The organism is Paenibacillus motobuensis (assembly GCF_039521865.1).
In the GTDB taxonomy this organism is placed as follows: domain Bacteria; phylum Bacillota; class Bacilli; order Paenibacillales; family Paenibacillaceae; genus Fontibacillus; species Fontibacillus motobuensis.
On the sequence record NZ_BAAACX010000008.1, the window covers coordinates 360,558 to 385,906 of the forward strand.

At 47.8% G+C, this 25,349-nt stretch carries 30 protein-coding genes; 18 read left to right on the top strand and 12 right to left on the bottom strand.

Annotation, left to right across the window (positions count from 1 at the left end; genetic code table 11):
• The first annotated feature begins 297 nt into the window (after positions 1–297).
• Both ABD014_RS09770 and ABD014_RS09775 read left to right on the top strand, forming a co-directional pair.
• Positions 298–1,209 carry an ABC transporter ATP-binding protein gene (locus ABD014_RS09770; RefSeq protein ID WP_127004409.1) on the top strand — a complete coding sequence of 304 codons (912 nt, stop codon included), beginning with the start codon at positions 298–300 and terminating at the stop codon, positions 1,207–1,209.
• A complete protein-coding gene (locus tag ABD014_RS09775; RefSeq protein ID WP_343860370.1) occupies positions 1,193–1,978 on the top strand; it encodes an ABC transporter permease in 786 nt (261 codons plus the stop codon). The genes ABD014_RS09770 and ABD014_RS09775 overlap by 17 nt, the downstream gene beginning before the upstream one ends.
• A 62-nt stretch (positions 1,979–2,040) precedes the next feature.
• Here the strand turns inward: ABD014_RS09775 and ABD014_RS09780 are convergent, their stop codons facing one another.
• From ABD014_RS09780 to ligD, 3 genes are all read right to left on the bottom strand, one after another.
• Positions 2,041–2,445, bottom strand: a complete 405-nt coding sequence (locus tag ABD014_RS09780; protein WP_343860372.1) for a bactofilin family protein — start codon at positions 2,443–2,445, stop codon at positions 2,041–2,043.
• A gap of 77 nt (positions 2,446–2,522) precedes the next feature.
• Positions 2,523–3,527 (bottom strand): peptidoglycan DD-metalloendopeptidase family protein, encoded by a 1,005-nt coding sequence (locus ABD014_RS09785; RefSeq protein ID WP_343860374.1) that lies wholly within the window; start codon positions 3,525–3,527, stop codon positions 2,523–2,525.
• A 392-nt stretch (positions 3,528–3,919) separates the two neighbouring features.
• Positions 3,920–4,813, bottom strand: coding sequence for a non-homologous end-joining DNA ligase (ligD, locus tag ABD014_RS09790; RefSeq protein WP_343860376.1), 894 nt, complete (start codon positions 4,811–4,813; stop codon positions 3,920–3,922).
• Positions 4,814–4,962: 149 nt separating this feature from the next.
• Here ligD and ABD014_RS09795 point away from each other — a divergent pair, with 149 nt between their 5' ends.
• Positions 4,963–5,925, top strand: a complete 963-nt coding sequence (locus ABD014_RS09795; RefSeq protein ID WP_379337338.1) for an ATP-dependent DNA ligase — start codon at positions 4,963–4,965, stop codon at positions 5,923–5,925.
• A 19-nt stretch (positions 5,926–5,944) separates the two neighbouring features.
• Here ABD014_RS09795 and ku read toward each other — a convergent pair whose 3' ends face one another.
• Complete coding sequence (gene ku / locus ABD014_RS09800; protein ID WP_343860378.1) at positions 5,945–6,886, bottom strand: non-homologous end joining protein Ku; 942 nt, start codon at positions 6,884–6,886, stop codon at positions 5,945–5,947.
• A gap of 286 nt (positions 6,887–7,172) precedes the next feature.
• Here ku and tsaE point away from each other — a divergent pair, with 286 nt between their 5' ends.
• The 4 genes from tsaE to tsaD are packed head-to-tail and all read left to right on the top strand — an operon-like array spanning position 7,173 to position 10,098.
• Positions 7,173–7,667: a tRNA (adenosine(37)-N6)-threonylcarbamoyltransferase complex ATPase subunit type 1 TsaE gene (tsaE, locus tag ABD014_RS09805; RefSeq protein ID WP_343860380.1), complete on the top strand. Its 495-nt coding sequence runs from the start codon at positions 7,173–7,175 to the stop codon at positions 7,665–7,667.
• Positions 7,664–8,530: a tRNA (adenosine(37)-N6)-threonylcarbamoyltransferase complex dimerization subunit type 1 TsaB gene (tsaB, locus tag ABD014_RS09810; RefSeq protein WP_343860382.1), complete on the top strand. Its 867-nt coding sequence runs from the start codon at positions 7,664–7,666 to the stop codon at positions 8,528–8,530. The genes tsaE and tsaB overlap by 4 nt, the downstream gene beginning before the upstream one ends.
• A 15-nt stretch (positions 8,531–8,545) precedes the next feature.
• Entirely contained in the window at positions 8,546–9,037 is a 492-nt protein-coding gene (gene rimI, locus ABD014_RS09815; protein ID WP_227011718.1) for a ribosomal protein S18-alanine N-acetyltransferase, read from the top strand.
• Positions 9,038–9,066: 29 nt separating this feature from the next.
• Positions 9,067–10,098 (top strand): tRNA (adenosine(37)-N6)-threonylcarbamoyltransferase complex transferase subunit TsaD, encoded by a 1,032-nt coding sequence (gene tsaD, locus ABD014_RS09820; RefSeq protein WP_343860385.1) that lies wholly within the window; start codon positions 9,067–9,069, stop codon positions 10,096–10,098.
• Positions 10,099–10,350: 252 nt separating this feature from the next.
• Here the strand turns inward: tsaD and ABD014_RS09825 are convergent, their stop codons facing one another.
• On the bottom strand, positions 10,351–10,752 hold the full coding sequence (locus ABD014_RS09825; protein ID WP_343860387.1) for a bactofilin family protein: 402 nt from the start codon (positions 10,750–10,752) through the stop codon (positions 10,351–10,353).
• Positions 10,752–11,747 (bottom strand): peptidoglycan DD-metalloendopeptidase family protein, encoded by a 996-nt coding sequence (locus ABD014_RS09830; protein WP_343860389.1) that lies wholly within the window; start codon positions 11,745–11,747, stop codon positions 10,752–10,754. The genes ABD014_RS09825 and ABD014_RS09830 overlap by 1 nt, the downstream gene beginning before the upstream one ends.
• Before the next feature lie 265 nt (positions 11,748–12,012).
• On the opposite strand from ABD014_RS09830, the gene ABD014_RS09835 reads away from it, so the two are divergent.
• Entirely contained in the window at positions 12,013–12,822 is an 810-nt protein-coding gene (locus ABD014_RS09835) for an AAC(3) family N-acetyltransferase (RefSeq protein WP_343860391.1), read from the top strand.
• A gap of 64 nt (positions 12,823–12,886) precedes the next feature.
• On the opposite strand, the gene ABD014_RS09840 is transcribed toward ABD014_RS09835, so the two are convergent.
• Positions 12,887–13,264, bottom strand: coding sequence for a rhodanese-like domain-containing protein (locus ABD014_RS09840; protein WP_343860393.1), 378 nt, complete (start codon positions 13,262–13,264; stop codon positions 12,887–12,889).
• A 253-nt stretch (positions 13,265–13,517) separates the two neighbouring features.
• Here ABD014_RS09840 and ABD014_RS09845 point away from each other — a divergent pair, with 253 nt between their 5' ends.
• Positions 13,518–14,027 carry a hypothetical protein gene (locus ABD014_RS09845; protein ID WP_379337331.1) on the top strand — a complete coding sequence of 170 codons (510 nt, stop codon included), beginning with the start codon at positions 13,518–13,520 and terminating at the stop codon, positions 14,025–14,027.
• 430 nt (positions 14,028–14,457) lie between these two features.
• On the opposite strand, the gene ABD014_RS09850 is transcribed toward ABD014_RS09845, so the two are convergent.
• Entirely contained in the window at positions 14,458–16,428 is a 1,971-nt protein-coding gene (locus tag ABD014_RS09850; RefSeq protein ID WP_343860395.1) for an ABC-F family ATP-binding cassette domain-containing protein, read from the bottom strand.
• 314 nt (positions 16,429–16,742) lie between these two features.
• Here ABD014_RS09850 and ABD014_RS09855 point away from each other — a divergent pair, with 314 nt between their 5' ends.
• From ABD014_RS09855 to tatC, 5 genes are all read left to right on the top strand, one after another.
• Complete coding sequence (locus ABD014_RS09855) at positions 16,743–17,384, top strand: 5-formyltetrahydrofolate cyclo-ligase (RefSeq protein ID WP_343860397.1); 642 nt, start codon at positions 16,743–16,745, stop codon at positions 17,382–17,384.
• A 21-nt stretch (positions 17,385–17,405) separates the two neighbouring features.
• A complete protein-coding gene (gene moaC, locus ABD014_RS09860; RefSeq protein WP_343860399.1) occupies positions 17,406–17,894 on the top strand; it encodes a cyclic pyranopterin monophosphate synthase MoaC in 489 nt (162 codons plus the stop codon).
• 95 nt (positions 17,895–17,989) lie between these two features.
• Positions 17,990–18,475, top strand: coding sequence for a MogA/MoaB family molybdenum cofactor biosynthesis protein (locus ABD014_RS09865; RefSeq protein ID WP_343860401.1), 486 nt, complete (start codon positions 17,990–17,992; stop codon positions 18,473–18,475).
• A gap of 176 nt (positions 18,476–18,651) precedes the next feature.
• Entirely contained in the window at positions 18,652–18,867 is a 216-nt protein-coding gene (locus ABD014_RS09870; RefSeq protein WP_343860403.1) for a twin-arginine translocase TatA/TatE family subunit, read from the top strand.
• Between the two features lie 109 nt (positions 18,868–18,976).
• Positions 18,977–19,729, top strand: coding sequence for a twin-arginine translocase subunit TatC (gene tatC / locus ABD014_RS09875; RefSeq protein ID WP_343860405.1), 753 nt, complete (start codon positions 18,977–18,979; stop codon positions 19,727–19,729).
• Positions 19,730–19,793: 64 nt separating this feature from the next.
• On the opposite strand, the gene ABD014_RS09880 is transcribed toward tatC, so the two are convergent.
• Positions 19,794–20,540 carry a MerR family transcriptional regulator gene (locus ABD014_RS09880; protein ID WP_343860407.1) on the bottom strand — a complete coding sequence of 249 codons (747 nt, stop codon included), beginning with the start codon at positions 20,538–20,540 and terminating at the stop codon, positions 19,794–19,796.
• 89 nt (positions 20,541–20,629) lie between these two features.
• Between ABD014_RS09880 and ABD014_RS09885 the strand changes: the two genes are divergently transcribed.
• From ABD014_RS09885 to groL, 3 genes are all read left to right on the top strand, one after another.
• Positions 20,630–21,334 (top strand): CPBP family intramembrane glutamic endopeptidase, encoded by a 705-nt coding sequence (locus tag ABD014_RS09885; protein ID WP_343860409.1) that lies wholly within the window; start codon positions 20,630–20,632, stop codon positions 21,332–21,334.
• A gap of 241 nt (positions 21,335–21,575) precedes the next feature.
• On the top strand, positions 21,576–21,857 hold the full coding sequence (groES, locus tag ABD014_RS09890) for a co-chaperone GroES (RefSeq protein WP_126996428.1): 282 nt from the start codon (positions 21,576–21,578) through the stop codon (positions 21,855–21,857).
• A gap of 65 nt (positions 21,858–21,922) precedes the next feature.
• A complete protein-coding gene (groL, locus tag ABD014_RS09895) occupies positions 21,923–23,551 on the top strand; it encodes a chaperonin GroEL (RefSeq protein ID WP_343860413.1) in 1,629 nt (542 codons plus the stop codon).
• 276 nt (positions 23,552–23,827) lie between these two features.
• On the opposite strand, the gene ABD014_RS09900 is transcribed toward groL, so the two are convergent.
• Entirely contained in the window at positions 23,828–24,055 is a 228-nt protein-coding gene (locus ABD014_RS09900) for a hypothetical protein (RefSeq protein WP_343860415.1), read from the bottom strand.
• 120 nt (positions 24,056–24,175) lie between these two features.
• Here ABD014_RS09900 and ABD014_RS09905 point away from each other — a divergent pair, with 120 nt between their 5' ends.
• Positions 24,176–24,370, top strand: coding sequence for a YwbE family protein (locus ABD014_RS09905; RefSeq protein ID WP_343860693.1), 195 nt, complete (start codon positions 24,176–24,178; stop codon positions 24,368–24,370).
• A gap of 133 nt (positions 24,371–24,503) precedes the next feature.
• Here ABD014_RS09905 and ABD014_RS09910 read toward each other — a convergent pair whose 3' ends face one another.
• Positions 24,504–25,061, bottom strand: coding sequence for an SH3 domain-containing protein (locus ABD014_RS09910; protein WP_343860417.1), 558 nt, complete (start codon positions 25,059–25,061; stop codon positions 24,504–24,506).
• Entirely contained in the window at positions 25,052–25,279 is a 228-nt protein-coding gene (locus tag ABD014_RS09915) for a M14 family metallopeptidase (RefSeq protein ID WP_343860419.1), read from the bottom strand. The genes ABD014_RS09910 and ABD014_RS09915 overlap by 10 nt, the downstream gene beginning before the upstream one ends.
• Positions 25,280–25,349 lie beyond the last annotated feature (70 nt).

The following is a 25,349-nucleotide window of genomic DNA, read 5'->3' on the forward strand; positions in this document are numbered from 1 at the left end:
GCTGTCCATGCCAAGAACCGTATCCAGTTAGCAGACAACTAGAGCAGAAGTTCTTGACATCTATGGAGTATCCTAGCCAAAAAACTGCATCCAATTAACAGATAGCCTAGACAACCAGTAGCAAAATTGAATAAGCCGGGGAAGACAACAAGAGCAAAAGAACCTGAACGGTGTAACAAGTTCAGGTCTTTTGACGTTTATTTTAATGAAAATTGCATTCTGTGGTAAAATGAGGGAAATCTTTAACTTCGCGAAGGTGGATATTGCTGAGTGGAGTGTTGGGAGGTTAGAGCTTTGTTGGATTTAGAGCCGGTTGTTCGGCTGAAGCAGGTCAGCAAACGAATTGGTGGCAAGACGATTATCGATAAATTAACACTTGATATTCCTCCGGGCCAGGTGTACGGATTTCTCGGACCGAACGGCGCGGGCAAGACGACGACAATTCGGATGATGGTTGGATTGATGTCAATCTCTGAAGGAGATATTGAAATCCAGGGCGCCAGCGTATCAGAACAATTCGAGCTAGCGATCTCTCATGTGGGAGCCATTGTAGAGAATCCGGAAATGTATAAGTTTCTGAGCGGCTATCACAACCTGCTGCATTATGCGCGGATGTCACCTGGTGTGACGAAACAGCGAATTGCTGAGGTTGTCGAGCTGGTGGGATTGGAGCAGCGGATTCATGACAAGGTGAAGACTTATTCGCTCGGGATGCGCCAGCGTCTCGGCGTTGCTCAGGCGATATTACACCGGCCAAGGCTGCTTGTCCTGGACGAGCCAACGAATGGGCTTGATCCGCAAGGAATTCGCGAACTGCGCAGTTATTTGCGCCAGTTGGCCGAGAAGGAAGGGACGACCGTATTCGTCTCAAGTCATTTGCTATCCGAGATGGAGCTGATGTGTGATACCGTTGCTGTTATTCAGCAGGGGCGGTTGATCGATGTGAGGCAGCTGCATGATCAGGACAAGCTGGAGAATGAACGGAAGCAGACGGTGTTCGAGGTTAGCGATCCGCAGCGGGCCTGGGAATTGATCGGCCAGGGTCAGGTCGTGGATGGTGGTCTGCTGCTTGAGTTGGATCGGAATGCGGCGGCTGTCATTAATGAGCAATTAGTACGTGGGGGAATATCGGTATACCGAATCCGCGTCGTGACGAGAACGCTGGAAGATCAATTTATCGAGCTGACAGGGGGTGTGGGCATTGAATAATTTCATAAACCTGGTTCAGAACGAGAATATGAAAATATACCGGCGCATCCGTACCTGGATTATGTTCGGGATTATTGTGCTAATGGTGCTGTTCTTCGCGATTCTGTTCCGTCTGGGCGGAGGCGGCTCAACGATAAGCGCTTGGGATGCAACAGGCCAACTTTCTTTTCTATATTATCTAGTAACGATCTTCGCCTCTGTCGTTGCAGCTGATATTGTAGCTGGAGAATTTACCTGGGGAACAATCAAGCTTCTATTGATTCGTCCATGGACCCGCACTAAGGTCCTCGCTTCGAAGCTGTTGGCATTGATCCTGTTCACCCTGCTCATTACAGTTCTGTTCTTCTTAAGTTCGATGCTGATCTCTTATGCGATGTATCCGGTTAAGACATCGATGATGTTCTCGGATAACGCCAGTCCGTTCGCGTACTTACTTGAGGATATGCTGTACAGATATATAGATCTACTGGTTATTACCTTATTCTCGTTCATGATATCTACGGTATTTCGCTCCAGTGGAATCGCCATTGGCTTGTCCATGTTCATTCTGTTCACCGGAGGCATCTTCACGATGCTCTTCAATCCCGTCCGCTATCCATGGGCAAAATATACACTGTTCGTTAACATGGATCTAAGCCAGTATCGAGGTGGACAAGAAGGGGTAGCTGGAATGACGCTTGGTTTCTCGATTACCATGCTGACCTCCTACGTCCTGTTATTTCTGGTGATATCCTGGTTGGTGTTCAACAAGCGGGATGTAGCCGCCTAAGCAAAAAAATAAGTTCCCGTTTGCTATGCAGACGGGAACTATTTTTGATTCTTCACAATGAATTACCCCACTTCGGGCTGTGGTGTTTTTTGCGCCTTTTCCTTGATCGGGGCCACAGCTATGATTTTCTCCATCGTGCTAACGCCATTAAGCAGGCCGCCTTCGAGAATAATCAGCTTAGAGACGCTGACATTTCCGTCCACCTGCCCGCTGCTCGTAATCGTCAATTTGCCCTTGGTAGATATATCGCCGACGACGTGGCCGGCTACGATGATGTTCGCCCCTATGATGTTTGATCTGGCTTCGCCCGATTCTCCGACGATGACCTGACCTTTACAATCGATCTCACCGTGAAAGGCTCCATCGATGCGAACATTAGATTCGCACTGTATCTTCCCCTCGACAATGCTGCCTTGGCCAATCAGTGTGTCGGTCAAGCCGTGTGCCCTTGCATTTTTCCTCCGCATAGTTATTCCTCCGTTCACTATTGTGAGTGTTCAAAAAGGCTGGTTGGACGATTTGAACAACCTCTTAATAAAACGAATTATTGCAGATAAGGCAATGGGTCGATCGTCTTCCCATTCTTAACAATCTCGAAATGCAAATGAGGCCCGGTACTGCGTCCGGTGTTGCCGACTTTACCAATCGTCTGCCCTTTCTTGATGAAGTCCCCCTCGGAGACGCTGATCTTGCTTAGATGAAGGTACCAGCTCTGCAGTCCTCCAGGATGCTGGATAATGATGTATTTGCCGTGAGAATTGTCCTGCGCCGTTGTAATGACTTCGCCTGCCGCTGCAGCATATACCGGATCGCCTTGCTTGGCGCCGATATCAATGCCGGCATGGAAGGAGGCGCGGCCTGTGAACGGATCGGTACGGTAGCCGAAATTAGAGGTAAGCCGTTTCGATAAAGTCGGCCATTCTGATGGAGTCCCCGATAGGGAGTACTGGGTTTGCTTCGCCCTTTTCAGCGTCAGGGGCACATTCTTCTCCATCTCGTCCAGCATGGCATTCATTTCAAGAAATTGATCCTTCGTATACTCAGCCAATTGTTCAATCTCATTCTCATGGACAGCGATAAATTCTCCCCCTACACCTAGCTGTTCATTGGGGTCGTCAACATCAAGTCCTTTCAGCGACAGGGCGGATAGATTGCTCATTGCACCCGAGTCCGATTCTCCATACTTCTCAATAAATTTCTGCAGTTGATCCTCCAGCTCAGCTACTCGCTCCATCCGATTCATCATGTTCTGTGATTGGCTAGAGAGCGAGATGACTTCATTCTGAAGTCTCTCGATGGCCGCATTTTTGTCAGAGACAACGGCCTCGAACTTGAGATTCTGAGACTGCAATTGATCTTCAAGCCTCGCGATCGTCTGGTTGGATTGCAGTTGCAGGCTTATAATCAGGCCCGATATCGATAGAATAGCGACTAGTGGAACGGCAATGATGAGCGGCTTTGACATGTGCATTTGCTTGGCGGGCTGTCCTGCTTCTCGCAGAACGAGCAATGTCATCCGGTTTGGATTCGGTAAGGTGGCACTTCTCATGGCAACTCCTTTCCTCTCACACTAGAAGTAGTACTTCGTACTTCTGTTCTGATCACAGTTAATAGAGCTCATATAGAAAAAACGCACTATATATTTTATCTATTCCTTTATCTCTTAAATCATGTCAAAAAACTGCCTTGTCTGATATATCGCAAAGCTTAAATTTGCTGAATTAGCCTTGATTAAATAGATCTAGACTCCGTTAGTTTAGATGAATTTTGATGGCGTATTAGACTAGCAATTCCTGCAGAAACGCAGTTTTGTTGTAGTCATTTACCTCTCACTCACTCTTCCTCAATGCCTCGTGTTACGAATAAACGTTGTACAAAGTGGAAAAGGCTGAGTGGAAGATAGGCATTGTTATGTAAAGATACGGTTAGAGCCGAGTCCTTCTAAGCCTTGGATTGTAGATGTCGTAAGATCAGCTCTAGCGATTGCGGCTTCACCTCTTGCAGCAAATCTCCTCTCTGCTGCAGTCTTTCACCGATGTTCAGCAGATTGAATTCAGATGGATGGGGATTCTTGCGTACCTCATCCCAGGTTAATGGCGTTGATACACTGGCCGCTTGCCGTGCGCGTGGGGTGTAGGGAGCTGCCAAGGTTTTTCCGCTGTAATGCTGGAGATAATCAAAATAAATTTTGCCCTCGCGATCCTTCTTCAGGCGTTCGATGGTGAAGAAGGAAGGATACTTCTCTGTAGCGTAGCGGGCTACGAATTGACCGATAGAGCGCAGTTGATCAAAAGTAACGCCGTATTCAATCGGAATAATAATCTGAACGCCAGTAGCACCCGACGTCTTGGGGACGGAAGAAATGCCGAGAGAAGCAAGAATGTCGCCAACATAAGTGGCAGCCTCCATAATCCGCGGCTCATCATCCTGGCTTGGATCGAGATCGATCATCCATTCGCAAGGCAGGATGTCCCCAACATAATGCAATGAAGGATGGAATTCGATCGCCGCCAAATTGCCAAGCCAGAGTAGAGTTGGCAGATTGTCGAGCACAATATAGTTGATATCCTCATGCTGAGCGGTTTTGACGAAATCCGGCAGTGGTTCGGGAGCATTTTTCTGATAGAAAAATTTGCTATGGATGCCGCCTGGATATCTGATGGTAGTTAAGAAGCGGTTGCGGCAATAGCGGAGCAAATAAGGGGACAACTCGGCCAGCCGCTGTAAATATTGCTGCTTGGTAATGCCGGCTTCCGGCCAGAGCAGCTTGTCTGGATTCGTAATGGTCACTTCCTCGCCTTCAATTCGGATCGTGCCTTTGATTGATCTTGCCATTGGAATCCTCCTTTCAAAGATTGAGAATAGAGAAGAGCTGATTACAGATTAGGCTAACCTTGTTATGCGAAAACTATAAGAAGGTGAGTACGTAATATAAGTCTTGCCAGAGCTTCGTCAGTGGCAGGCTGTGAATAGGAGAATGATGGATGATGGAATTTACGCCAGTCGTACCGTTTGAACCGATCCGCGTCTTTGAATTTCCACAAGGGAAGCAATGGATTGCCCAGGTCAAATGGGATGGAGTGCGGATGCTGGCCTATATTGATAAAGGGCGGGTTCGCCTCATTAATCGCCGCGGAAATGAACGTTCTTTGCAATATCCGGAGTTCATGAGTCCATCCGAATATTGCCGAGCAGAATCCGCTATTTTGGATGGAGAGATGATCGCAATTGCGGATGGCAAACCTTCTTTTCATGAAATTATGAAGCGGGACAGCCTTCGTCGGCAGCAGGAAATTGCTTTTGCAGTACCAAGGATTTCAGTCGTCTATATGATATTTGATATTCTGTATTGCAACGGCAGTTGGGTTACGGACCAGCCGCTAGTGCAGCGTCAGCAGTTGCTCCAGGAATATATACTCCCAAGTACGCGCGTACAACTTGTCCCGAATGTTGATCATGCCGAAGGCCTCTATACCGTGATGAAAGAGCGTCAATGGGAAGGTATTGTCTGTAAGCAGCTCGACAGCAGTTATGCGATTGGCGGTAAGGATGACCGTTGGCGCAAGATGAAGCTGACCTATGACTTGTACGCTGTGATTGGCGGGGTAACCTATCGCGACGGGATCGTCAATTCTTTACTGCTTGGTCTATATGACGAGCAAGGAAATCTTATCTATATCGGAAATGCCGGCCCCGGAAAATGGAAGGGAGATGATCTCTCCCGCATTACAGAGGACTCGCGCAGATTGGCGATAGCGAATCGTCCATTTGCAGAACCCTTTGCCGCACCTCCGGGGAGGGTAAAGGGAGTCGTATGGATGCAACCGGAGCTGACGGTTAAGGTGCAGTTCGCTGAGTGGACCCCCGGTGGAACGCTGCGTCATCCTGTTCTTCAAGGCTGGGCTGACGTTCCGCCGGAGACCTGTGTCTTCACTCAGCAGGTATGACAAGCACAGGTGAATTGCTTCATGAAATCGTCTTCTTGGCTGTTTTGCTGGAAGGCTTACGCTTCGGCTTGGTTACTGCGGCAGGCGTGGCCTCGTTCGTCTCTGCTTGTGTTTCAGACTCCGCTGCGGCCTCCTTCTTCTTTCTGGTCGTGGTCCGCTTCGGCTTGGTCTCGCCAGGATCAGTGACGATCGGCCCCTTAACTGCTTCGATACTTGCTTGAAGCGCGGCCATCAGATCGATTACATTGGCCTCCGGCTTAGCTGGAGCAAGACTAATCTCTTCCCCGGCAATCTTCTGCTGAATCAGGGTCAAGAGATTCTCTCTGTAATCATCGGTATACTTCTCCGGCTCGAATGGGGTGGACAACTGCTCGATCAACAGCTTGGCCATGGTTAGCTCCTTGTCGTTCACATTGGCGCCCTGCGGTAGATTCGGAACTTGCGATACAGGACGGATTTCATCCGGATAGAAAATCGTCTCGATGACAAGGCAATCCTCCATCACCCGGATAGCAGCCAGGCTTCCCTTGGAGCGAATGGCGATCTTGGCGATCCCGATCTTGCCGGAATCCCGCATCGCTTCGAGCAGCAGCCGATAGGCGTTGCCTCCTGCTTGGTCGGGCGATAAATAATAGGTCTTCTGAAAATAGATCGGATCGATCTCTGTTAAATCAACGAAGTCGAGAATGGTGATCGTCTTCTCCGTCTGTGCGGACAATTGATCGAGCTCTTCCTTGGAGAATAGCACGTACTTGCCTTTCTCGTATTCATAGCCTCTGGAAATATCATCCCAAGTCACATCTACATCACAGGCAGGACAACGGCGCACATAGGAAATCGGGCTGCCGCACACTTTATGGATGTATTTCATGGATATATCCTTGTCTTCTGTAGCCGAGAACATCTTCACCGGTACATGGACCAGGCCGAAACTGATGGCACCTTTCCAAACGGTATGCATCTAGGCACTCCCTTTCTTATTAGAGGTTGTTCAAAAAGTACTTTAAGAGGTTATACAAAAATTAAGCTTTCTACGTTTATGCGACTTGGACAATTATGTTACTCCCATCGCTTCCGTGTTGCGGCTGTCTTGACAGACCTATATAATGATTTAGAACGCAATTAATATGACAGGAACTGACGGTTTTCTTTTAGGATGGCCAAGAAAGTCCAATTATATAGTTTTCTGTAGATTTTTGATTTGAAGAATCTTGCTGGCGAATGCTGTAGATGAGGGTGGTCAACATATGGAATTCGATAAATTGTCGGCAAAGCTCGTATTTGAGATAAAAGACCTTGCCGGTACAGAGAAGCTGGCTGCTTTTCTGGCGGGACAAGCCTTGGCGGGAACGGTTATTGCCCTCGACGGGGATCTTGGAGCCGGGAAGACGGCTTTTTCGCAATTGTTCGCGAAGCATCTGGGTGTCAAGGGAACGGTGAACAGTCCGACCTTCACCTTGATCAAGGAATACAAGGGGCGACTGCCTTTTTATCATATGGACGTATATCGGTTGTCACTGGACGAAGCCGAGGAGCTTGGCCTGGACGAATATTTCTATGGGCAGGGCGTCACATTGGTGGAATGGGCTAGTCTTATTACGGATATTTTGCCGCAAAATCTGTTGCACATTTATCTGGAGACCCTATCTGGGACAGAGCGGAGAATATATCTGAAAGCCCAGGGTCAGCCCTATGACGATTGGATTAACATTTTGACAGAGAATGGAGTCCTTGAACAATGAATATAGACGGTAATCGGCCGCAGCAGCGGCTATTGGCGTTTGACACTTCCACTTCTTCGTTGGCTGTAGCGGTTATGGAGAATGGCAAGCTGCTGGCGGAGCAAAATATACATGCGGAACGCAATCATTCAGCTTATTTGGTGACTGCGATTGAGAAGGTCCTTGAAGGGGCAGGCATAACGAAGCAGGAGCTTGACGGCATCGCCGTTGGTGTGGGGCCTGGCTCTTATACAGGAATTCGGATTGCGGTGACGACAGCCAAGACGCTGGCTTGGGCCTTGAAGATCCCGGTGTTCGGCATTTCCAGTCTAGAGGCGACGGCGCTGGGAGCTTGGGCCAAAGAGACGGGACAAGATACAGCGGCGCTGGGAGCGTACGCGATGGGGGATCGTTCTATGGTGGCGGACGCTACCGCAGAATCGAGTACGACTGCAGAAACAACTGTCGGTTCGAGAGAGCATTGGATTATTCCGCTCGTAGATGCACGGCGTGGACAAGTCTATACAGCGTTATTCTCAGCTCAAGATAACACGCTGACTCACCGACTAGAGCAGGATGGCATCCGGCTTATGGACCGTTGGGTAGAACAACTTGCCGAGTTGCTGCAAACCTACGTGCCGGAGGACAGACCGGAAGGGATCTGGATCGTTGGCGATGTTGCTCTGCATGAAGCGGCCGCCGAAGCTTTACGCCCTCTGATGGGGGATCGTCTTCATATTGTTTCCTATGAGTTAGAAGGGATCTGGATGGGAATCGCCGGAACGGCTCGGAGCCGGAGCGGCGAAGGTGATGATGTTCACGCAATTGAACCGAACTATACCCAGCTTGCAGAAGCAGAAGCGAAGCGGCTTCGCAATGCATAGAGGAGGAGACCATTCATGCGGTCTATAAAAGACGCCGAACTTGGCAATATCGTATTTCGGCCTATGACATTGGATGATATACCGGACATTATGGTCATTGAACATGAGTCCTTTTCCCTGCCTTGGAGTGAGGGAGCATTCCGCAATGAGATGACGATGAATCATTTTGCCAAGTATCTCGTTATGGAGGTTGAAGGCAAGACGGTTGGATATTGCGGCATGTGGACGATCGTAGATGAAGCGCATATTACCAATATAGCTGTAAGAACGGCTCTGCGCGGCCATCATCTCGGTGAGCGTCTGCTGCGAGAGGTGATGGATTGGGCTGTCGAACTGGGGATGGTTCGCATGACACTGGAAGTCAGAGTCTCGAATTATGTAGCACAGTCGCTCTACAGTAAAATGGGATTTGTCCCTACGGGGAAGCGTAAGGATTATTACTCGGACAACCATGAGGATGCACTGATTATGTGGTGTGACTTGCCGGTACGGGTACAGCAGGGCTGAACCGAGGAACAGAGAGGAAGAGAGGAACTTTGGTAAATCAAGATTGCTATATATTAGCGGTAGAGACGAGCTGTGATGAGACTTCTGCCGCGGTTGTCAAGAATGGTACAGAGGTGCTGTCGAATCTGATCGCCAGCCAGATTGAGACCCATAAGGCGTTCGGAGGGGTCGTACCTGAAGTTGCTTCACGCAAGCATGTGGAGAATATTACGCTGATGCTGGAAGAGGCGATTCATCAGGCCAATATAGAGCCGGATGAACTGAGTGCGATTGCGGTGACGGAAGGACCTGGATTAGTAGGTGCTCTGCTTGTAGGGATCATGGCTGCAAAAAGCCTGGCCTTCGCTCTCGACAAACCGCTGATCGGCACACATCATATTGCCGGACATATTTATGCCAACCGCTTGGTTCAGCCGATTGAATATCCTTGTGTCGCACTCGTCGTCTCGGGCGGTCATACGGAGCTGGTGCTGATGGAGCAAGAGGGCAGCTTCCAGCTGATTGGCCAGACCCGAGACGATGCCGTTGGCGAAGCATATGACAAAGTAGCACGGGCACTGGGCTTTCCTTATCCAGGCGGCCCGCATGTTGATAAGCTGGCACTCGAGGCAGAGCAGAGCGAGGAGCTTCCTAGAGCCTGGTTGGAACCGGATTCCTATGATTTCAGCTTCAGCGGGCTGAAGTCCGCCGTGCTAAATGCGGTGAATCAACATAAGATGCGGGGCGAAGAGGGCTATCAGCCGGCGATTGCCCGCGGTTTTCAGGAGTCAGTCATTGAGGTGCTGGTGGAAAAAGCGATCCGCGCGATTCGTTCTACGGGCGCGAAGCAGCTTCTGCTCTGCGGTGGGGTTGCAGCTAACCGTGGTCTACGGGCAAGCCTCTCTGAGCGTTGTGAGAGCGAGCAGATTTCACTAATCATTCCGCCGTTCAAATATTGTACGGATAATGCGGCTATGATTGGTGCCGCAGCTTATCTGAAGTGGAAGGAGAGCAAGTTCTCCGATCTTGAATTAAAAGCCGACCCATCCTTGTCTTTAGAGGAATGGCTGCTGGAAGTGTAATAGATAAAGGCTGCATGCCCGGTGTAACTGGGTTGCAGCCTTTTTTTGCAATTAGAGGTTGTTCAAAAAGCCCACTTTTGATCACGAAGTAATCTTGAAGCTATTCGACATCGAATCTTGAATTCAGCCGGGCCTTCCGGTGCTCACGTACAAACTACGTACGCTGCGCTCCTCACGCCCTAGCTTCATCCAACCTTCTCGGTGCTGAAAACCGGCCTTTTTGAACACGAACAATCACAATAAGTTCAAGCTCTATTCAGCAGAAGCTGCTGCTTCATTCATGGCCAATGCGATATCCGGCGAGTTCCCCATCCGGCTGGTACCTTCGAATAGGCTTCCTTCTTCGATGGCTAGTGAAGCCGCGGCTATGTTGCCGTACAGCTTGCCCTTGGACGTGATTGTTAGCTTGTTGCTAGCCTGGACGTTGCCGTTGACTTGGCCGGCGATCGTCACATTCCTGGCGCTGATCAGGCTGGACTCGACAACGCCCTTCTCCCCGATGGTGACATCCCCGCCGCATTCTACATCACCGATCATCTGCCCTTCAATGCGCACGCTGGCGCTGGATTTGAGCTTTCCTTCAAATACACTGCCTTCCCCGATTAGTGTATCCGTTGAGTTAGGGTCAATTTTTGTGGCTTTATTCCGCAGCATTAATTTCTATCATCCTCTCCAGGGATTTTTAAGTAGAGCAATGGGTCGACAGCAGTTCCATTCTTCATGACTTGAAAATGAAGATGTGGTCCGGTGCTTCGGCCTGTGTTGCCTAGTTCTCCAATCTGATCGCCTTGCTTCACAGCGTCTCCCTTGTTAGCTAGTGATCTCTTCAGATGCATATAGATAGATTCTGTACCTGACGGATGCGATAGGGTTACGTAATTCCCACGAGCCTGGCTATAACCAGTATCAGTCACCTTGCCGTCTGCAGCCGCGTAAATCGGATCTCCTACATCTCCTCCGATATCCAGCCCATTATGTAAAGTCATCTTGCCGTTAAAAGGGTCTATTCTCTTGCCAAAATCCGAGGTGGTTCGCACAGATGTCGTTGGCCAATAAGTCGGTAAGATCTTCAGCAATTGTTTGTACTTCTGCAGGTTGATCTTGGTCTGATCAAGTTTGGCTTGCAGATTAGGCATTTTATCAAGGGTAGCTGACAGGTTATCCTTCGCTTCTGCGGCTAAAGACACGATCTCATCCTCAGTCAGTGGAATGTCTTCACCACCAATACCACCATCGGAGAGCGGCAGCAATGCTGTCAAATCGGAAGATAGACCAGACATCCCACCTAAAGATTTCAACTCGGATTCTATCTTCTCCAGCTCTTTGATCTTACTCTCGATATCTTTGGATTTCTCCGATAATTCAAGCAATTCCGATAGCAGCTTATCGACATTCTGTTCTTTATTATCTATCGTGCTTTGAAGCTGATCGTTGGATAGGGAGAGCTCTGCTTGCAGAGAGGTGATCCGATCGGAGTGATTGCGGTTCACTATGAACAGAACGAGGAGCAGTACAGCCATGCTTCCAACTGCTACGACTGAGGTCAGCAGAAGAGATAATTTTAATTTGAAGCGAAATACCGGACTGGTGCCTTCCGGCACGATCAGAATGGTAAACCGCTTGTTGGTCGGTTTGAATCTGAATTTCATGAAATCCTCCTGAACGAATAGATGATCATTCTATGGGACCTAAGTTTCTGACGACAAGCTAATAGTTATCATTCGTCAAAACCTTCCAAATCCCTGCCCTGTGCGAAAATTGTCAGATGTTTGCCTTTATCTTTTGTTGATGTTCGCCACATTATTCATCCTAATGAATAAGACGGGGCTTAATTTGTCGGCAATTTTGTGTTGTAATAGGGGAGTAGAAACCCTAGTTCTACCTTTATATAGTATAGAAAAGAGGTTGGAAGGTATGGAAGAAGTGAAGGGGAGCTTAATTACAGTTGAGACGCTGAAATCGGATTTTGTCCGTCTGGGAGTATGTCCGGGAATGACGGTTATTATGCATTCTTCTTTTAAAGCGATAGGTTCATTTGTAGTCGGAGGGCCGCCTGCGGTCATTCTGGCCCTGGAAGCGGCGGTTGGCGAGGAAGGGAACGTGGTCATGCCAACTCATTCCGGGGATCTGAGCGATCCTGCCGGATGGGAGAATCCACCGGTTCCGAAGGAATGGTGGGAGACAATTCGTGAGCAGATGCCGGCCTATGATACGAATCTAACGCCGTTATGGGGGATGGGAGTTATACCGGAGATGTTCCGCAAGCAGGATTCTGTTATCCGCAGCAGCCACCCACAGCTATCCTTTGCTGCATGGGGGAACAAGGCAGAGTATATTGTCGGGAACCATTCTTTGGAATACAGCCTAGGAGAACAATCTCCCCTGGCACGGGTTTACGAGCTGGAAGGGTATGTTCTGTTGCTTGGTGTAGGGAATGACAGCAATACTTCGCTGCATTTATCGGAGATTCGGGCAGATTATGAGACCAAACAGGAGATCATGAATCAGGCACCGATCAAGATGGATGGGACCAGGCACTGGGCACAGTTTAAGGACATTGAATATGATTCATCTGATTTTGCAGCTATTGGCGACGATTTTGAACGGGCGACCGGCTTGGTCAAGCGTGGCAAGATCGGTGGTGCGGAGGCGATGCTGATTCCACAGAAGCAGCTTGTTGATTATGGGACAGCGTGGCTGCCGGTACATCGCAAGAAGTCATGATGCTAATATGTTCAAGACCTCGCAAATGGGCGAGGTCTTGAGACGGTAGGATTCATGCTGGAATTTATTTTCGCTCAAGTCGAGCTGGATCGAATTCCTGAATAATATTCTCCGGACCTTCCACAATATCATAGCACCATTCCAGCATACCGCCGCTATAGTTATGGACTTTGTCAAATCCGTTATGTTTGAAGTATCTGGCGACTTGATAGCTTCTTCCGCCGCTGCGGCACACGAATACATATTCTCGGTCCATATCGAAATCCCCGATATAATCAGGAATATCATTCATCGGAATCAGTGGGATGCCCGGAATATGTCCAGCTATGTACTCCTCCGGTTCACGCACATCAATAACTAAAGTTTTATTATTTGAATTTTGAAGTATATGCTGCAATTCATCGCAATCGATATGCGAAATACCACCGATGATTTCACTCACTCGATTTTCCCCATTTCTTATTCATATTTTTGTAAGCTCATAATTCGTTAGTACTGCGTTCAATTTTCTATCATATCCATATACTGCTTTGATTTCAATTCCCATCATCTGCAACATATGATAAATTGAAAGAAACATCATCGTGATCATGTTACGACATACCGCATGCTTCATACATGACCGTCTAATTAGTGAAAATTATCACATTTTGTTCGGAAATCTGGTAAAAACTTTATTCGAAGGGATGATGGATGTGAAAACTAGACCAAGGCGTTCTTTTTCAGTCTGGCTGTTGATTGGGCTTCATTTATTTTTGGGGATAGGCGCAGTGTTTGGCGGCGCGGTCTTAGTGATCGAACCGAGCGGAAGTTTGCTGGGAATGCCCACCGACATCATGCAAATTGAGCTATTTCCCGACTATCTTATTCCTGGGATCATTCTTTTGGTGTTCATAGGGATCTTTCCGTTAATCGTCGCCTGGGGATTAATGACGAGGCGGGAGTGTAAATGGGCAGAACGCTTAAATGTATTCAAGAAATCGCACTGGTCCTGGGCTTACTCGCTGTATATTTCCATCATCCTAATTATTTGGATCTCGGTAGAGACTTATATCTTGAATGCCGTTGCTCTTGTCCATCTTTTCTATATCGCGCTTGGATTGGCAATTCAGATTGTGACGGTGTTGCCACAAGTCAATGAATCGTATCTGAAGGAGCGGGTGGAGGATGAAATCGAGATCGAGAATGATTCTGTTCAAGGATAGTATGTGAGAAATAGAGAGGTGAAGCGAAGTCCACGTCCATTGGCAGGTACTGCCAATTCAAGAGAAAGCATGTTTTCGAGGTTGCTGTCAAGATGTGGACAAGGAAAGGGCTAAATGGAGCATTTTTGTAATGAAAATCAAAAAAAGTCTTATGTGCCAACGGATTAGATTTAATAAATGGAAGTCGGATAATTTTTTCAGAAAAACTGTGGATAATGTGCATAACTTAGTGGATAATTTGGGAAATTGCATAAAAAGCCTAGTTTAAAGCGTAAAAAAACGACCTGATTGGTCGTTTTTTTACATTTATTATCAATTGATATGTGGATAAGGCTGTGATCAAGGAATTTTTTACGATTTTATGAAAAACTTAAAGCTCGTCTCCCAAAAGGCCAATTTTCAGTACCGAAGCTTTAATTCGACATTCCTCTTAATTCTCCATCAGTTGCTCCCATTCCTCATAGCAAGCTGATAATTGCACCTTATGTTCATCGATTGCTGTTTGCCGCTCTTGGACGGCCGTATAATCCTGATATACTTCCGGAAGGGTAAGCTCGTGCTCAATCAAGGCGATGTCCCCCTCCAGCTTGGAAATGAGCTCCTCCAACTGCTCAAGTCGGCGCTGACGGTTACGTTCTTCACGCTTCGCTTGTTTGTCTGCTTCATAAGATGCAGCCCCTGATTTCCCTTTTACGGCGTCGTCATCCTCCTGTAAGCTCGTACGCTCCGCCGGCTTTTGCTTGGCGGCCTCTTGAGCAGCCTTCTCTGCGGCTATTTCCTCCAGCTCCAGCTTCTTCTCTAGATAGTCATCGTAATTACCCAGGAAATGCTGCGCTCCATTCGGGTGGAGTTCGACGATTCTCTCAGCCATCTTATTTAGGAAGTAACGGTCATGGGAAATGAACAGCAGTGTACCGTCGTAATCGAGCAGAGCGGATTCCAGAACTTCTTTGCTAAATAGGTCCAGGTGGTTCGTCGGTTCGTCAAGGATTAGGACATTAGCTTTCTCCAGCATTAATTTGGCCAGAGCAACGCGGGCTTTCTCTCCGCCGCTCAAAGCGGCGATCTTCTTCAGAACGTCCTCTCCGCTGAACAGGAAGTTCCCAAGTACACTACGGATACGAGCCTCTTCAATATGAGGAAATGCGCTCCAGACCTCTTCTAACACGGTATTCTCGCGATTAAGATGCGTTTGTTCCTGGTCGTAGTAGCCGACCTTTACTTTGGAGCCCCAGTTTAGCGATCCTGAACGAGGCCGTAGATCGCCGGTTAGTATTTTCAGCAAGGTGGATTTGCCGATCCCATTCGGTCCGATTAGAGCTACGGTCTCACCGCGATTCAGATAGAAGGATACATTTTGGAATAACGGTGTTTTGGAGTCATCATAGCCATAGGACAGTTGATCCACATACAGGACATCCTTGCCTGTCTGAATCTCCGCCTCGAAGGAGAAGCTAGCCCGCTTCAAATCGCCGAGTGGGCGCTCAATTCGATCCATCTTCTCCAGCGCCTTGCGCCGACTCTGTGCCCGCTTAGTCGTTGAAGCGCGGACGAGATTTTTCTGGATGAAGTCCTCCATCCGGGCTATTTCGTCCTGCTGCTTCTCATACTGCTTCATGCGACTCTCATATTCAGCGGCCTTAAGCTCAATATAACGGCTGTAGTTGCCCGTATATCGGGTTGACTGATGCCGTTCAATCTCGACGATGGTTGTAACTAGACGGTCCAGGAAATAACGGTCATGAGAGACAACCAGCAATGCCCCTGAATAATTACGGAGGTAATCCTCCAGCCAGGTCAAGGTCTGAATGTCCAAGTGGTTCGTCGGTTCGTCCAGCATTAGCAGTTCTGGAGCCTGAAGCAGAATCCTTGCCAACGCTAGCCGGGTCTTCTGTCCTCCACTCAAGGTGGAGATAACCGTATCGGACGGGAAATTACCGAAGCCCATTCCATATAGTACGCTGCGGATCCGCGTTTCAATCTCATAGCCGCCGTTATCCTTGAACCAGTCCGATTTGAGCGCATAGCGGTTAAGCAGTTCCTGATAAGCTTTCTCATCAGCAGCCGCCGCAGGATCGGCAATTTGCGTCTCCATGTCTCTTAGCTCACGCTCAGTCTCTAATAAAGGGGCAAATACGTTCAGCATTTCTTCCCAGATCGTTCGTTCGGACTGTAGTCCGCTGTTCTGAGCTAGATAGCCGATCCGCGTCTCCTTGGCTTTGAAGATTTGCCCGCCATCATAAGATATTTCCTCTGCAAGGATTTGCAGCAATGTAGATTTTCCTGCGCCGTTAACACCGACCAGCCCGATCCGTTCTCTTTCCAGAATCTGCAGGTTAATGCCCTCCAATACCGGAGTGACGCCAAATAATTTCGTAATATTTGCAGCTTGAAGCAACATAATGAATTTGATCCTCCAACGATTTACTAAGTATGTTCTGAAAATTACTGAATGAGGTTTGTTGAAATGACTCGACCAGTGTTTTCTGATCAAATTGGAATTTAGAACTTCCTCTAATAAGCCTACTACTATATATTGTAGTGTACATGAAAACACCTGCAAATGCACCGCACTTTAATGATCGCTGTCATGCCATTTGCGAAAAGAAGCTTGGTTTTCATTTTACGCTAACAATGATACACTAGAAGGAAGAATATATACTTTTGACAAAACATAAAATATATCCTTCTTGACGAGAAAGGGGAAGAGACGTCGTGAGGGATACTTCGGCACAAGATATATCCGCACAAAAGAAAGAGCTACGTCACAAAATGACAGTGATCCGCTCACATGTCTCTGCAGCTTCCCGCAGGGACCAGTCGATTGCTGCCAGCCTGCTGGCAGAGAACGAGGTGCTATCCCCCCTAAGAAAAAGCCGCGGCGGAAGACTGAATGTATTCTGCTACGTATCATTTCGAGACGAGCCTGAGACACTGCATTTGATTCGAACTTGCCTTGAGCGGGGCGACCGGGTACTGGTCCCCAAAGTGATTAGCGAGGAACGGAAGCTGGAGCTTCATGAAATGAATGATGTAAATGATCTGATCCCGGGAGTATGGGGCATCCCGGAGCCGGGAGATAATATGCCACATTGGCCGACTGCGCGTTATGCAGAGATTGACATCATTATAGTTCCGGGTCTTGCCTATGACCGCTATGGCGGGAGAATTGGCTTCGGAGGCGGGTATTATGATCGCTTCATTGAACAAATATCATCGGTCAAGAGCACTGGCTTGATCCCAATTAAGGCCTCACTGACGCTTGAGGAGCAGATCATCCCGGGGCGAATTCCGATGGAAGAGCATGATTTTAGACTGGATATGCTGTTTACAGCATCCGGTATGATATATATATGAAAGAGAGTAGTGAGCGCATTTATGGAAACGGAATCAGGACAAGCCCTGACGCACTTCAATGAACAGGGCCGGGCGAGGATGGTCGATATCTCGGCAAAGGAATCCACAATGAGGGTGGCCATTGCACAGACGACGGTGCTTATGCAACCTACGACCCTGGCTGCAATTAAGGAAGGCAAGATCAGCAAGGGAGATGTGCTTGCCGTCGCGCAGGTGGCCGGTATTCAAGGGGCTAAGCGCACGTCTGATTGGATCCCGATGTGTCACCCGTTGATGCTTACTGGAGTGAACATCGTCTTTACGGATAACAACCATGATGAGTTATATATAGAAGCTACAGTCAGAACGGAAGGAAGAACAGGGGTAGAAATGGAAGCACTTACGGCAGTATCGGCTGCAGCGCTAACGGTGTACGATATGTGCAAAGCCTTACAGAAGGATATCGTTATCGGTCCTACGATGCTGCAGGCCAAGAGCGGTGGTGTCCACGGAGATTATTCGCGGATCTGATCGGATCTGATGAACAATGACATACAGTAGTGCGCAGAATAAAACGATGAATTCAACTTAAATAGAAGTTCCATAAGGGTGAGGAGGATGGCTTCATGGTTTGGAAAACAGCGATTCTTACGGCAAGCGACAAAGGAGCCAGGGGCGAACGTGAAGATACGAGCGCACAGGTGATTAGGGAACTGGTCGAGGAAGAATTGGGAGGCGAAATCATCGAATATCGCATCGTTCCTGATGAACCTGATGAGATTATCGCTGCACTGATTGAAATGACCGATTATTTTCAAGCCGATCTTGTCTTGACTACTGGCGGTACAGAACTCGCCATTCGGGATGTGACTCCCGAGGCGACCCGGCGTGTCATTGAACGTGAGGTGCCAGGAATGGCCGAAGCGATGCGCTACAGGGTGATGCAGAAAAATCCGGCCGGCATGCTGTTCCGTGGTATTGTCGGAATCCGCGGACGGACTTTGATCGTCAATCTGCCGGGAACTCCAAAAGGGGTGCACGAGAACCTGGCAGCGATCATGGATCAGCTTCCGGAAGCGCTGCTTATGGTTACGGGTCAATTCCGTCTTTAATTTTCCTGTTGCGAGTTGGTCAAATCCGCATAGAGATGTTGGCATAATTTCATGTTTCTGCAAATAAATTTGCTGAACGGGCTGTAACTGTGATCTTTGTTATGGTATGATGTGGGCGTATCATGATGGCGCCCCATCATGAGTCTATTAATTTATGCTAACGGGGGAGAATGAGCATGAGTGCAGGTGCCTTTCTGTTAATTGTTATAGCGGCTCTCGTGTTGTTTGGTCCGAAGAAGCTGCCGGAGCTCGGCCGCGCCGTCGGGCGCACGATTAATGAGTTCAAGAATGCCACTCGCGATATTGTAGAGGATCGTCCCGAAGCTCAGAAAGCGGAAGCAACTCCTGTAAATGAAGCTCCAAAGCAGGAGGATCGGCGTCTGCCAGAATAGAAGATACATATTGAATCCCTTCCTTGTTGTTATTAGGGAGGGATTTTGTTTGAATTTTGCCGCCCTACTGGCGCGTTAAGCCGGACAAATCGGCCTAAGGAGGACAAGTATGGCTGATGAACTGAAGTCAGAGACGATTGTGGAGCATTTATCAGAACTAAGGCGGAGATTAATTTACGTGGCTCTCGTGTTCACGTTTGTTCTCGTCGCTGCTTTTTTTGTCGTACATCCGATCTATCAATATTTGACGATTAATTCGATAACAGGCGTGGAGATCAAGCTGAATGCCTTTTCCTTCTGGGATGGCGTCAGCGTATATATGAAAATAGCGATGGTCGTTGCCTTAGGCATTACCCTGCCTTTTACGCTCTATCAAGTATGGGCATTCGTCAGTCCCGGGCTGAGACCCAGAGAGCGCAAGGCGACGCTAAGGTATATTCCCTATGTATTTCTCTGCTTTTTAATCGGAATCGCATTCGGTTATTTCGTGGTATTCCCGCTAGCGATGCGGTTTACCGCCGGGCTGAACAAGGAACTTGGTTTGATCGAGACCTATGGAATGGCAGACTATTTCAAATTTTTGATGAATATTGTGTTTCCGATCTCGCTGTTATTTGAGCTGCCAATCGTGATCTTGTTCCTGACGCAGCTGCGGCTTCTGACCCCGGGCTTGCTGCGTAAAATGCGCCGTGTCGCCTATTTTATACTGGTTGTTATCTCGGTGATGATCACCCCTGCGGACCTGTTCTCGGCCTTCTTGGTGCTGATCCCGCTTATTATCCTGTATGAGATTAGCGTGCTGCTGTCCAGCCGGGTACACAAGAAGCAGTTGGCTGCAGACGCCAAGCGTGCGGAGGCATAACAGAGTATAACAGATCAGGATCGACGCTTCATTGAGCAATGCGAAGCTGCCGATCCTTTTTGGCCTATTTCGCTTCCTGGTTCTGTAACCGTTCGGTGAATGCGATACAACGTTCCGTGAACTCCAGCACCTCATCAGACAAAGGATAAAGCCCTGTAATATCCGCGGGCTTCCTTCTTACTTCCCAGAACTTATTCATCAGCTCGTCGTCCCCGCCAAAGGTATCATTGGAAATAGTGTTCAGCTCGCAAGCGATTCGATAGCCTTCATCAGATTCCGGCAGGATATCGTTCTGAATGCACCATTCAATCCGCTTAAGCAGCGAGAAATAATGCTGAGTCGCCCGGTCGTTGTTTTCAAGGCGGGGCAGGTTTTGCCTTAGAAACTTCTGTTCTTCTTCGCGAAAATACTCAATCCATTTTCTGGGACTGCGTTTGGACATTTTGACAAGATGGGATACACGCTCCCAAGATAATGAGTCTTCCAGATCGATCATATTAATGAGCGCGGCCGTATTCGAGATGCCGGTCTGTAGCTCTGCAAGCTGCTGCTGCAGCTGATTATAGTGGGCTTGCAAAATATCCCGATAAGACAGTTTACCTAACAAGTTGCGAATCTCCTCTAATGGAAGCATAAGAGATTTTAGCAGCGTAATCTTCTCCAACGTAAATAAATCGGCCTCGGAATAGTATCGCCGTCCGTTTTCATCTTTGAAGCTAGGCGCAAGAAGTTCAATTTGATCATAATAGCGTAATGTGCGTACAGAGATGTTGAATTGTTTCGACACTTGTCCAGTAGTCCAGCGATTCATGTCATTCCCCCGATAAAATGTACTTGAAGGTGACGTTGCGTCACCAATTATATTGGATTATATCACAGTATTCAAAGGGGTAATGATGAATGAATAACAGTATGACAGTCTGGAAAAAAAGAGATCATTGGACATGGAGAGAGTTTGTCGCTTTGCTGCTGCTTGAGTTTGTGTTTGTAATAGGGGTTCTAAAATTTGCAGTTAAGCCTGTCTACGCAAAATGGCTCGGCAACGAGCTGTATGCTGGGACATTGCTGGGGCTTACGATTGCAATTGTTCTAACTTTAGGGGTGTATCTTGTAGCGCTTCGCCCCAAGAGATTGTCATGGAGTGAGGTAGGATTAAGATCATTCTCCGTGAAGGACTGGGGGCACATTGTATTATTCACTCTGCTATTAATTGTTGGCAGTACCGTTATCATGGTGCTTACTAGTTACATCGGGAACACTTACGAGAACAGCAAGACGGAGGCAATCCAGCAGAACTTAACGATGTTCCATTTTAGCATTGCCTTTGTGTCGGCTGCGGTTATCTCGCCGATATACGAGGAAATATTTTATCGCGGCTTTATATATCGTTGGCTACGAACACGAATAGGCTTAGGCTCGGCGATTCTACTGAGCTCGCTGATCTTTACGATTGTCCACATTCCAACTTACAATGCGATGCCTGCAAATTTTTTAGGCGGTGTTATTTTTGCATGGGCTTATGAGCGTACCAATTCGATCTGGCCTGGAGCAATCATTCATGGACTCGTTAACGGAGTGTTCCTCCTCTTAACAGTAATAGGATAGGGGACGAAGGTAAGGGGCTGCTGAGAGCGGCCCTTTTCTTAATCTCTATGGCTGCATAAGCGAGCTGTACGGGTTTCAACCCTAATTCTAAATTTGCGCAAAAAAGATGATGGTAAAACTTGAAATTTACGTTCGGTTTTATTATCATTATAGATGTTGTTAGCACTGTAATGCATCGAGTGCTAATTATTGAAGCGGAAGCTTACAAATGAACCAATATTACTAAAGGAGGCTCTTTTTCATGATCAAACCATTAGGTGAACGCGTACTGGTAGAACCAATCAAACAAGAGGAGACTACAGCTTTAGGCATCGTACTTCCAGATGCGTCCAAGGAGAAGCCACAGGAAGGCAAAATCATTGCAGTCGGAAGCGGTGTATTGAATGATGGTGTTCGTGTTCCTTTGGAAGTGAAGGAAGGCGACCGTGTATTGTTCTCTAAATATGCTGGTACTGAAGTGAAGTATGATGGCAAGGAATATTTGATTATGAAGGAAAGCGACATCCACGCGATTATTGAATAACACGCAACTTGGCTTGAATATAACGACTGAACAGTAAGATTCAAAACTTAGGGAGGTAATTATTCATGGCAAAAGTAATTAAATTTAGTGAAGAAGCACGTCGCGCAATGCTTCGTGGTGTAGATACTTTGGCTGATGCAGTAAAAGTAACGCTTGGTCCTAAAGGCCGTAACGTTGTATTGGAGAAGAAATTCGGCAGCCCATTGATTACCAATGACGGTGTAACGATCGCTAAGGAGATCGAGCTGGAAGATGCCTTCGAGAACATGGGTGCTCAGCTCGTAAAAGAAGTAGCGACGAAGACAAATGATGTCGCTGGTGACGGTACGACAACAGCAACTGTACTTGCACAAGCGTTGATTCGTGAAGGCTTGAAGAACGTAACGGCAGGCGCTAGCCCAATCGGTCTTCGCAAAGGGATCGACAAAGCCGTGAAAGTAGCGGTTGAAGAGCTGCAAAAGATCTCCAAGTCGATCGAAGGCAAGCAATCGATCGCTCAAGTAGCTGCGATCTCTGCAGCTGACGAAGAAATCGGCGAGCAAATCGCAGAAGCGATGGAAAAAGTAGGTAAAGACGGTGTTATCACGGTTGAAGAATCCCGCGGTTTCTTGACAGAGCTTGAAGTGGTAGAAGGTATGCAATTCGACCGTGGCTATGTATCTCCATACATGATCACAGATACCGATAAGATGGAAGCGGTCCTTGATAATCCATATATCTTGATCACCGACAAGAAGATCAGCAGCACGCAGGAAATCTTGCCATTGCTTGAGAAGATCGTGCAACAATCCAGACCATTGCTTGTGATCGCCGAAGACCTCGAAGGCGAAGCACAAACGGTGCTGATCTTGAACAAACTGCGTGGAACGTTCAACGCGGTAGCTGTTAAGGCTCCTGGCTTCGGCGACCGTCGTGAAGCAATGCTGCAGGATATCGCCGCTCTGACTGGCGGCCAAGTGATCACGGAGAAGCTCGGCCTGGATCTGAAGAGCACAACTATCGATCAGCTTGGTAATGCACGCCAAGTTATCGTTACGAAAGAGAACACAACGATCGTGGACGGCAGTGGCAACAAAGCCGATATCGATGCTCGCGTGAACCAAATCCGTGCGCAACTGGAAGAGACGACTTCCGAGTTCGACAAGGAGAAACTGCAAGAGCGTCTGGCTAAACTGGCTGGCGGCGTAGCGGTGATCAAAGTTGGCGCAGCAACAGAAACCGAATTGAAAGAACGCAAGCTTCGCATCGAAGATGCCCTGAACGCAACACGCGCAGCGGTTGAAGAAGGGATCGTATCGGGCGGTGGCGTAGCGCTCGTGAACGTATATAATGCAGTCGCAGCACTTGACCTGAGCGGCGACGAGAAGACAGGCGCAAGCATCGTGCTTCGCGCACTGGAAGAGCCAGTTCGCACGATCGCGGCGAATGCGGGTGAAGAAGGCTCCGTTATCGTAGAACGCCTGAAGAAGGAAGAAGTCGGCGTAGGCTACAACGCAGCTACTGGCGAATGGGTGAACATGTTCGATGCAGGTATCGTAGACCCTGCGAAGGTAACACGTTCCGCTCTGCAATATGCGGCATCCGTAGCAGGCCTGTTCCTGACTACTGAAGCAGTAGTCGCTGATAAGCCAGAACCAGAAAAGCCAGCTATGCCTGACATGGGTGGCATGGGTGGAATGGGCGGCATGATGTAATAAGGCTCACAAAGCCTTATGCATTAAGGGTTTCTCGGAAGGAAAACGCCGTTTGAGCACATTATTTAATAAAAGCCTCTCAGGAGCAATATCTGAGAGGCTTTAGAGGTCCGCCATTCCTAGTGAATGGCGGATTTTTTCCGAATTAGCAGCTTGACGAGTGCTATGATGAAACTGCTCTAATTTATTCTTCATCATCTAGATATCATGCTCTGCAGGACAACGACAAGGCTAGACAGATGTCCCGCAATGCGCAATGGGTGTAACTTTTTACAATTAGCTTTCTCCTTTTTGAATCCATTCACCAAACTGCTTCATTGCTTTTTCACTGTGAACGTATTTATACGTTTTACCATCTTTGTAATGAAAAATTGCGGCGCTGTCTTCATCACCTTCGATTTCTGACGTGATCGAAAGGATAGACTCTACGTCGAGCAATTTGAAATTGCCTTGTTCATCTTCGGCCGGGATAGCCTGTTGTTTTTGTTCTTCTTCCATGTCCATGAAGCCCTCCACAAGTTGTTTTTATTTAATTATACCTGAACGGAAAACCATTTTCATTTGTGCTATGATGAAAGGACATACTACGCAGAGTGATAAGAGACAGAGAGGATCGTGAAAGATATGGAATCGCATATGATCCGGGCGAATATCAAGCCGGGAATAACCGTAGAAATCGTGAAAAAGGAAGATCAGCGTACAGGTAAACGCACGCAGGGCGTGGTCGAGAAGCTGCTGACGAACTCGCCCAATCATTCGAGAGGCATTAAAGTAAGGCTTACAGACGGGACCGTAGGGCGTGTACAGGCTATTTTGTAATATGCAATGTGTATTATGAGTGTTTATCTGACTAAACAATGCAACATACTCTCTATAAAAGAAGCCTCTCACCAGTTCATTTGGACTGATGAGAGGCTTCATTAAATGTTGAGTAACTATTTGGACCTCAGTGTCAGGCAGCTCCCGCTGCTGTTTCAGGTACTACTGCTTCAGGCGCTACTTCAGGAGCGGCTTCCTCAGAAGTCGAATTTAGCTCGATATGGCGACTGTCAATCCACCAGTTGCCATTGTTAGTATTGATAAGAAGCCAGTTGGACCAACGCCCAATGACCTGAACGGTTTGTGGACCGAGAGAGGATACCTTAGGGGAGAAAGCATCCGGATATTTATAGGTATTAGCGTTATCCTTAAGATCGGCAGCTGCATTCAGATCCTCAACAACGACCAGCTTTCCTGGTGACGGCCTAATCCAACCCGTCACTTGGTCGCTAACCACCTTATACCAGTCGCCCTTCTGAGCTGTAACTTCAACCTGCTGTGGCTTCAGATTGGAAATGCTGTCTGCAGCTCCAATCTTGCTATACAATTTGGTATCTGCTAATAGACTCATAGATTGCTGGAGATATTGAACCTTTTGTTTCTCTAGCCAAAGAGTATAAGATTTTTGCGCTGTAAATAACGGAACCTCTTTATTTTCGGACCAGATTCCATTAAAAGCACTTAATGGCACGCTTCCTTCTCCGGCGTAATCTGCCACCTCGATGGTAAAGCCAGGGAGGCCAAATTCTTGGATGAACCTTGGCGATTCAGATCGATTCCCTGCATATTGGCTTTCCAGCGATTAAAGTTAGTGCTATTCCCATTATATTGTTTTAAGGTTTTTGCCAGATCTGCTGATAGACCTGCAGTTCCTTGCTGTGATAGGGTTACACCATCCGGATTAACCATAGGAACGAACCGATCACCATCCTAATGGTTTATGTGTTGTTGAATAATGGTTTTTATGGTGTTGAATCGA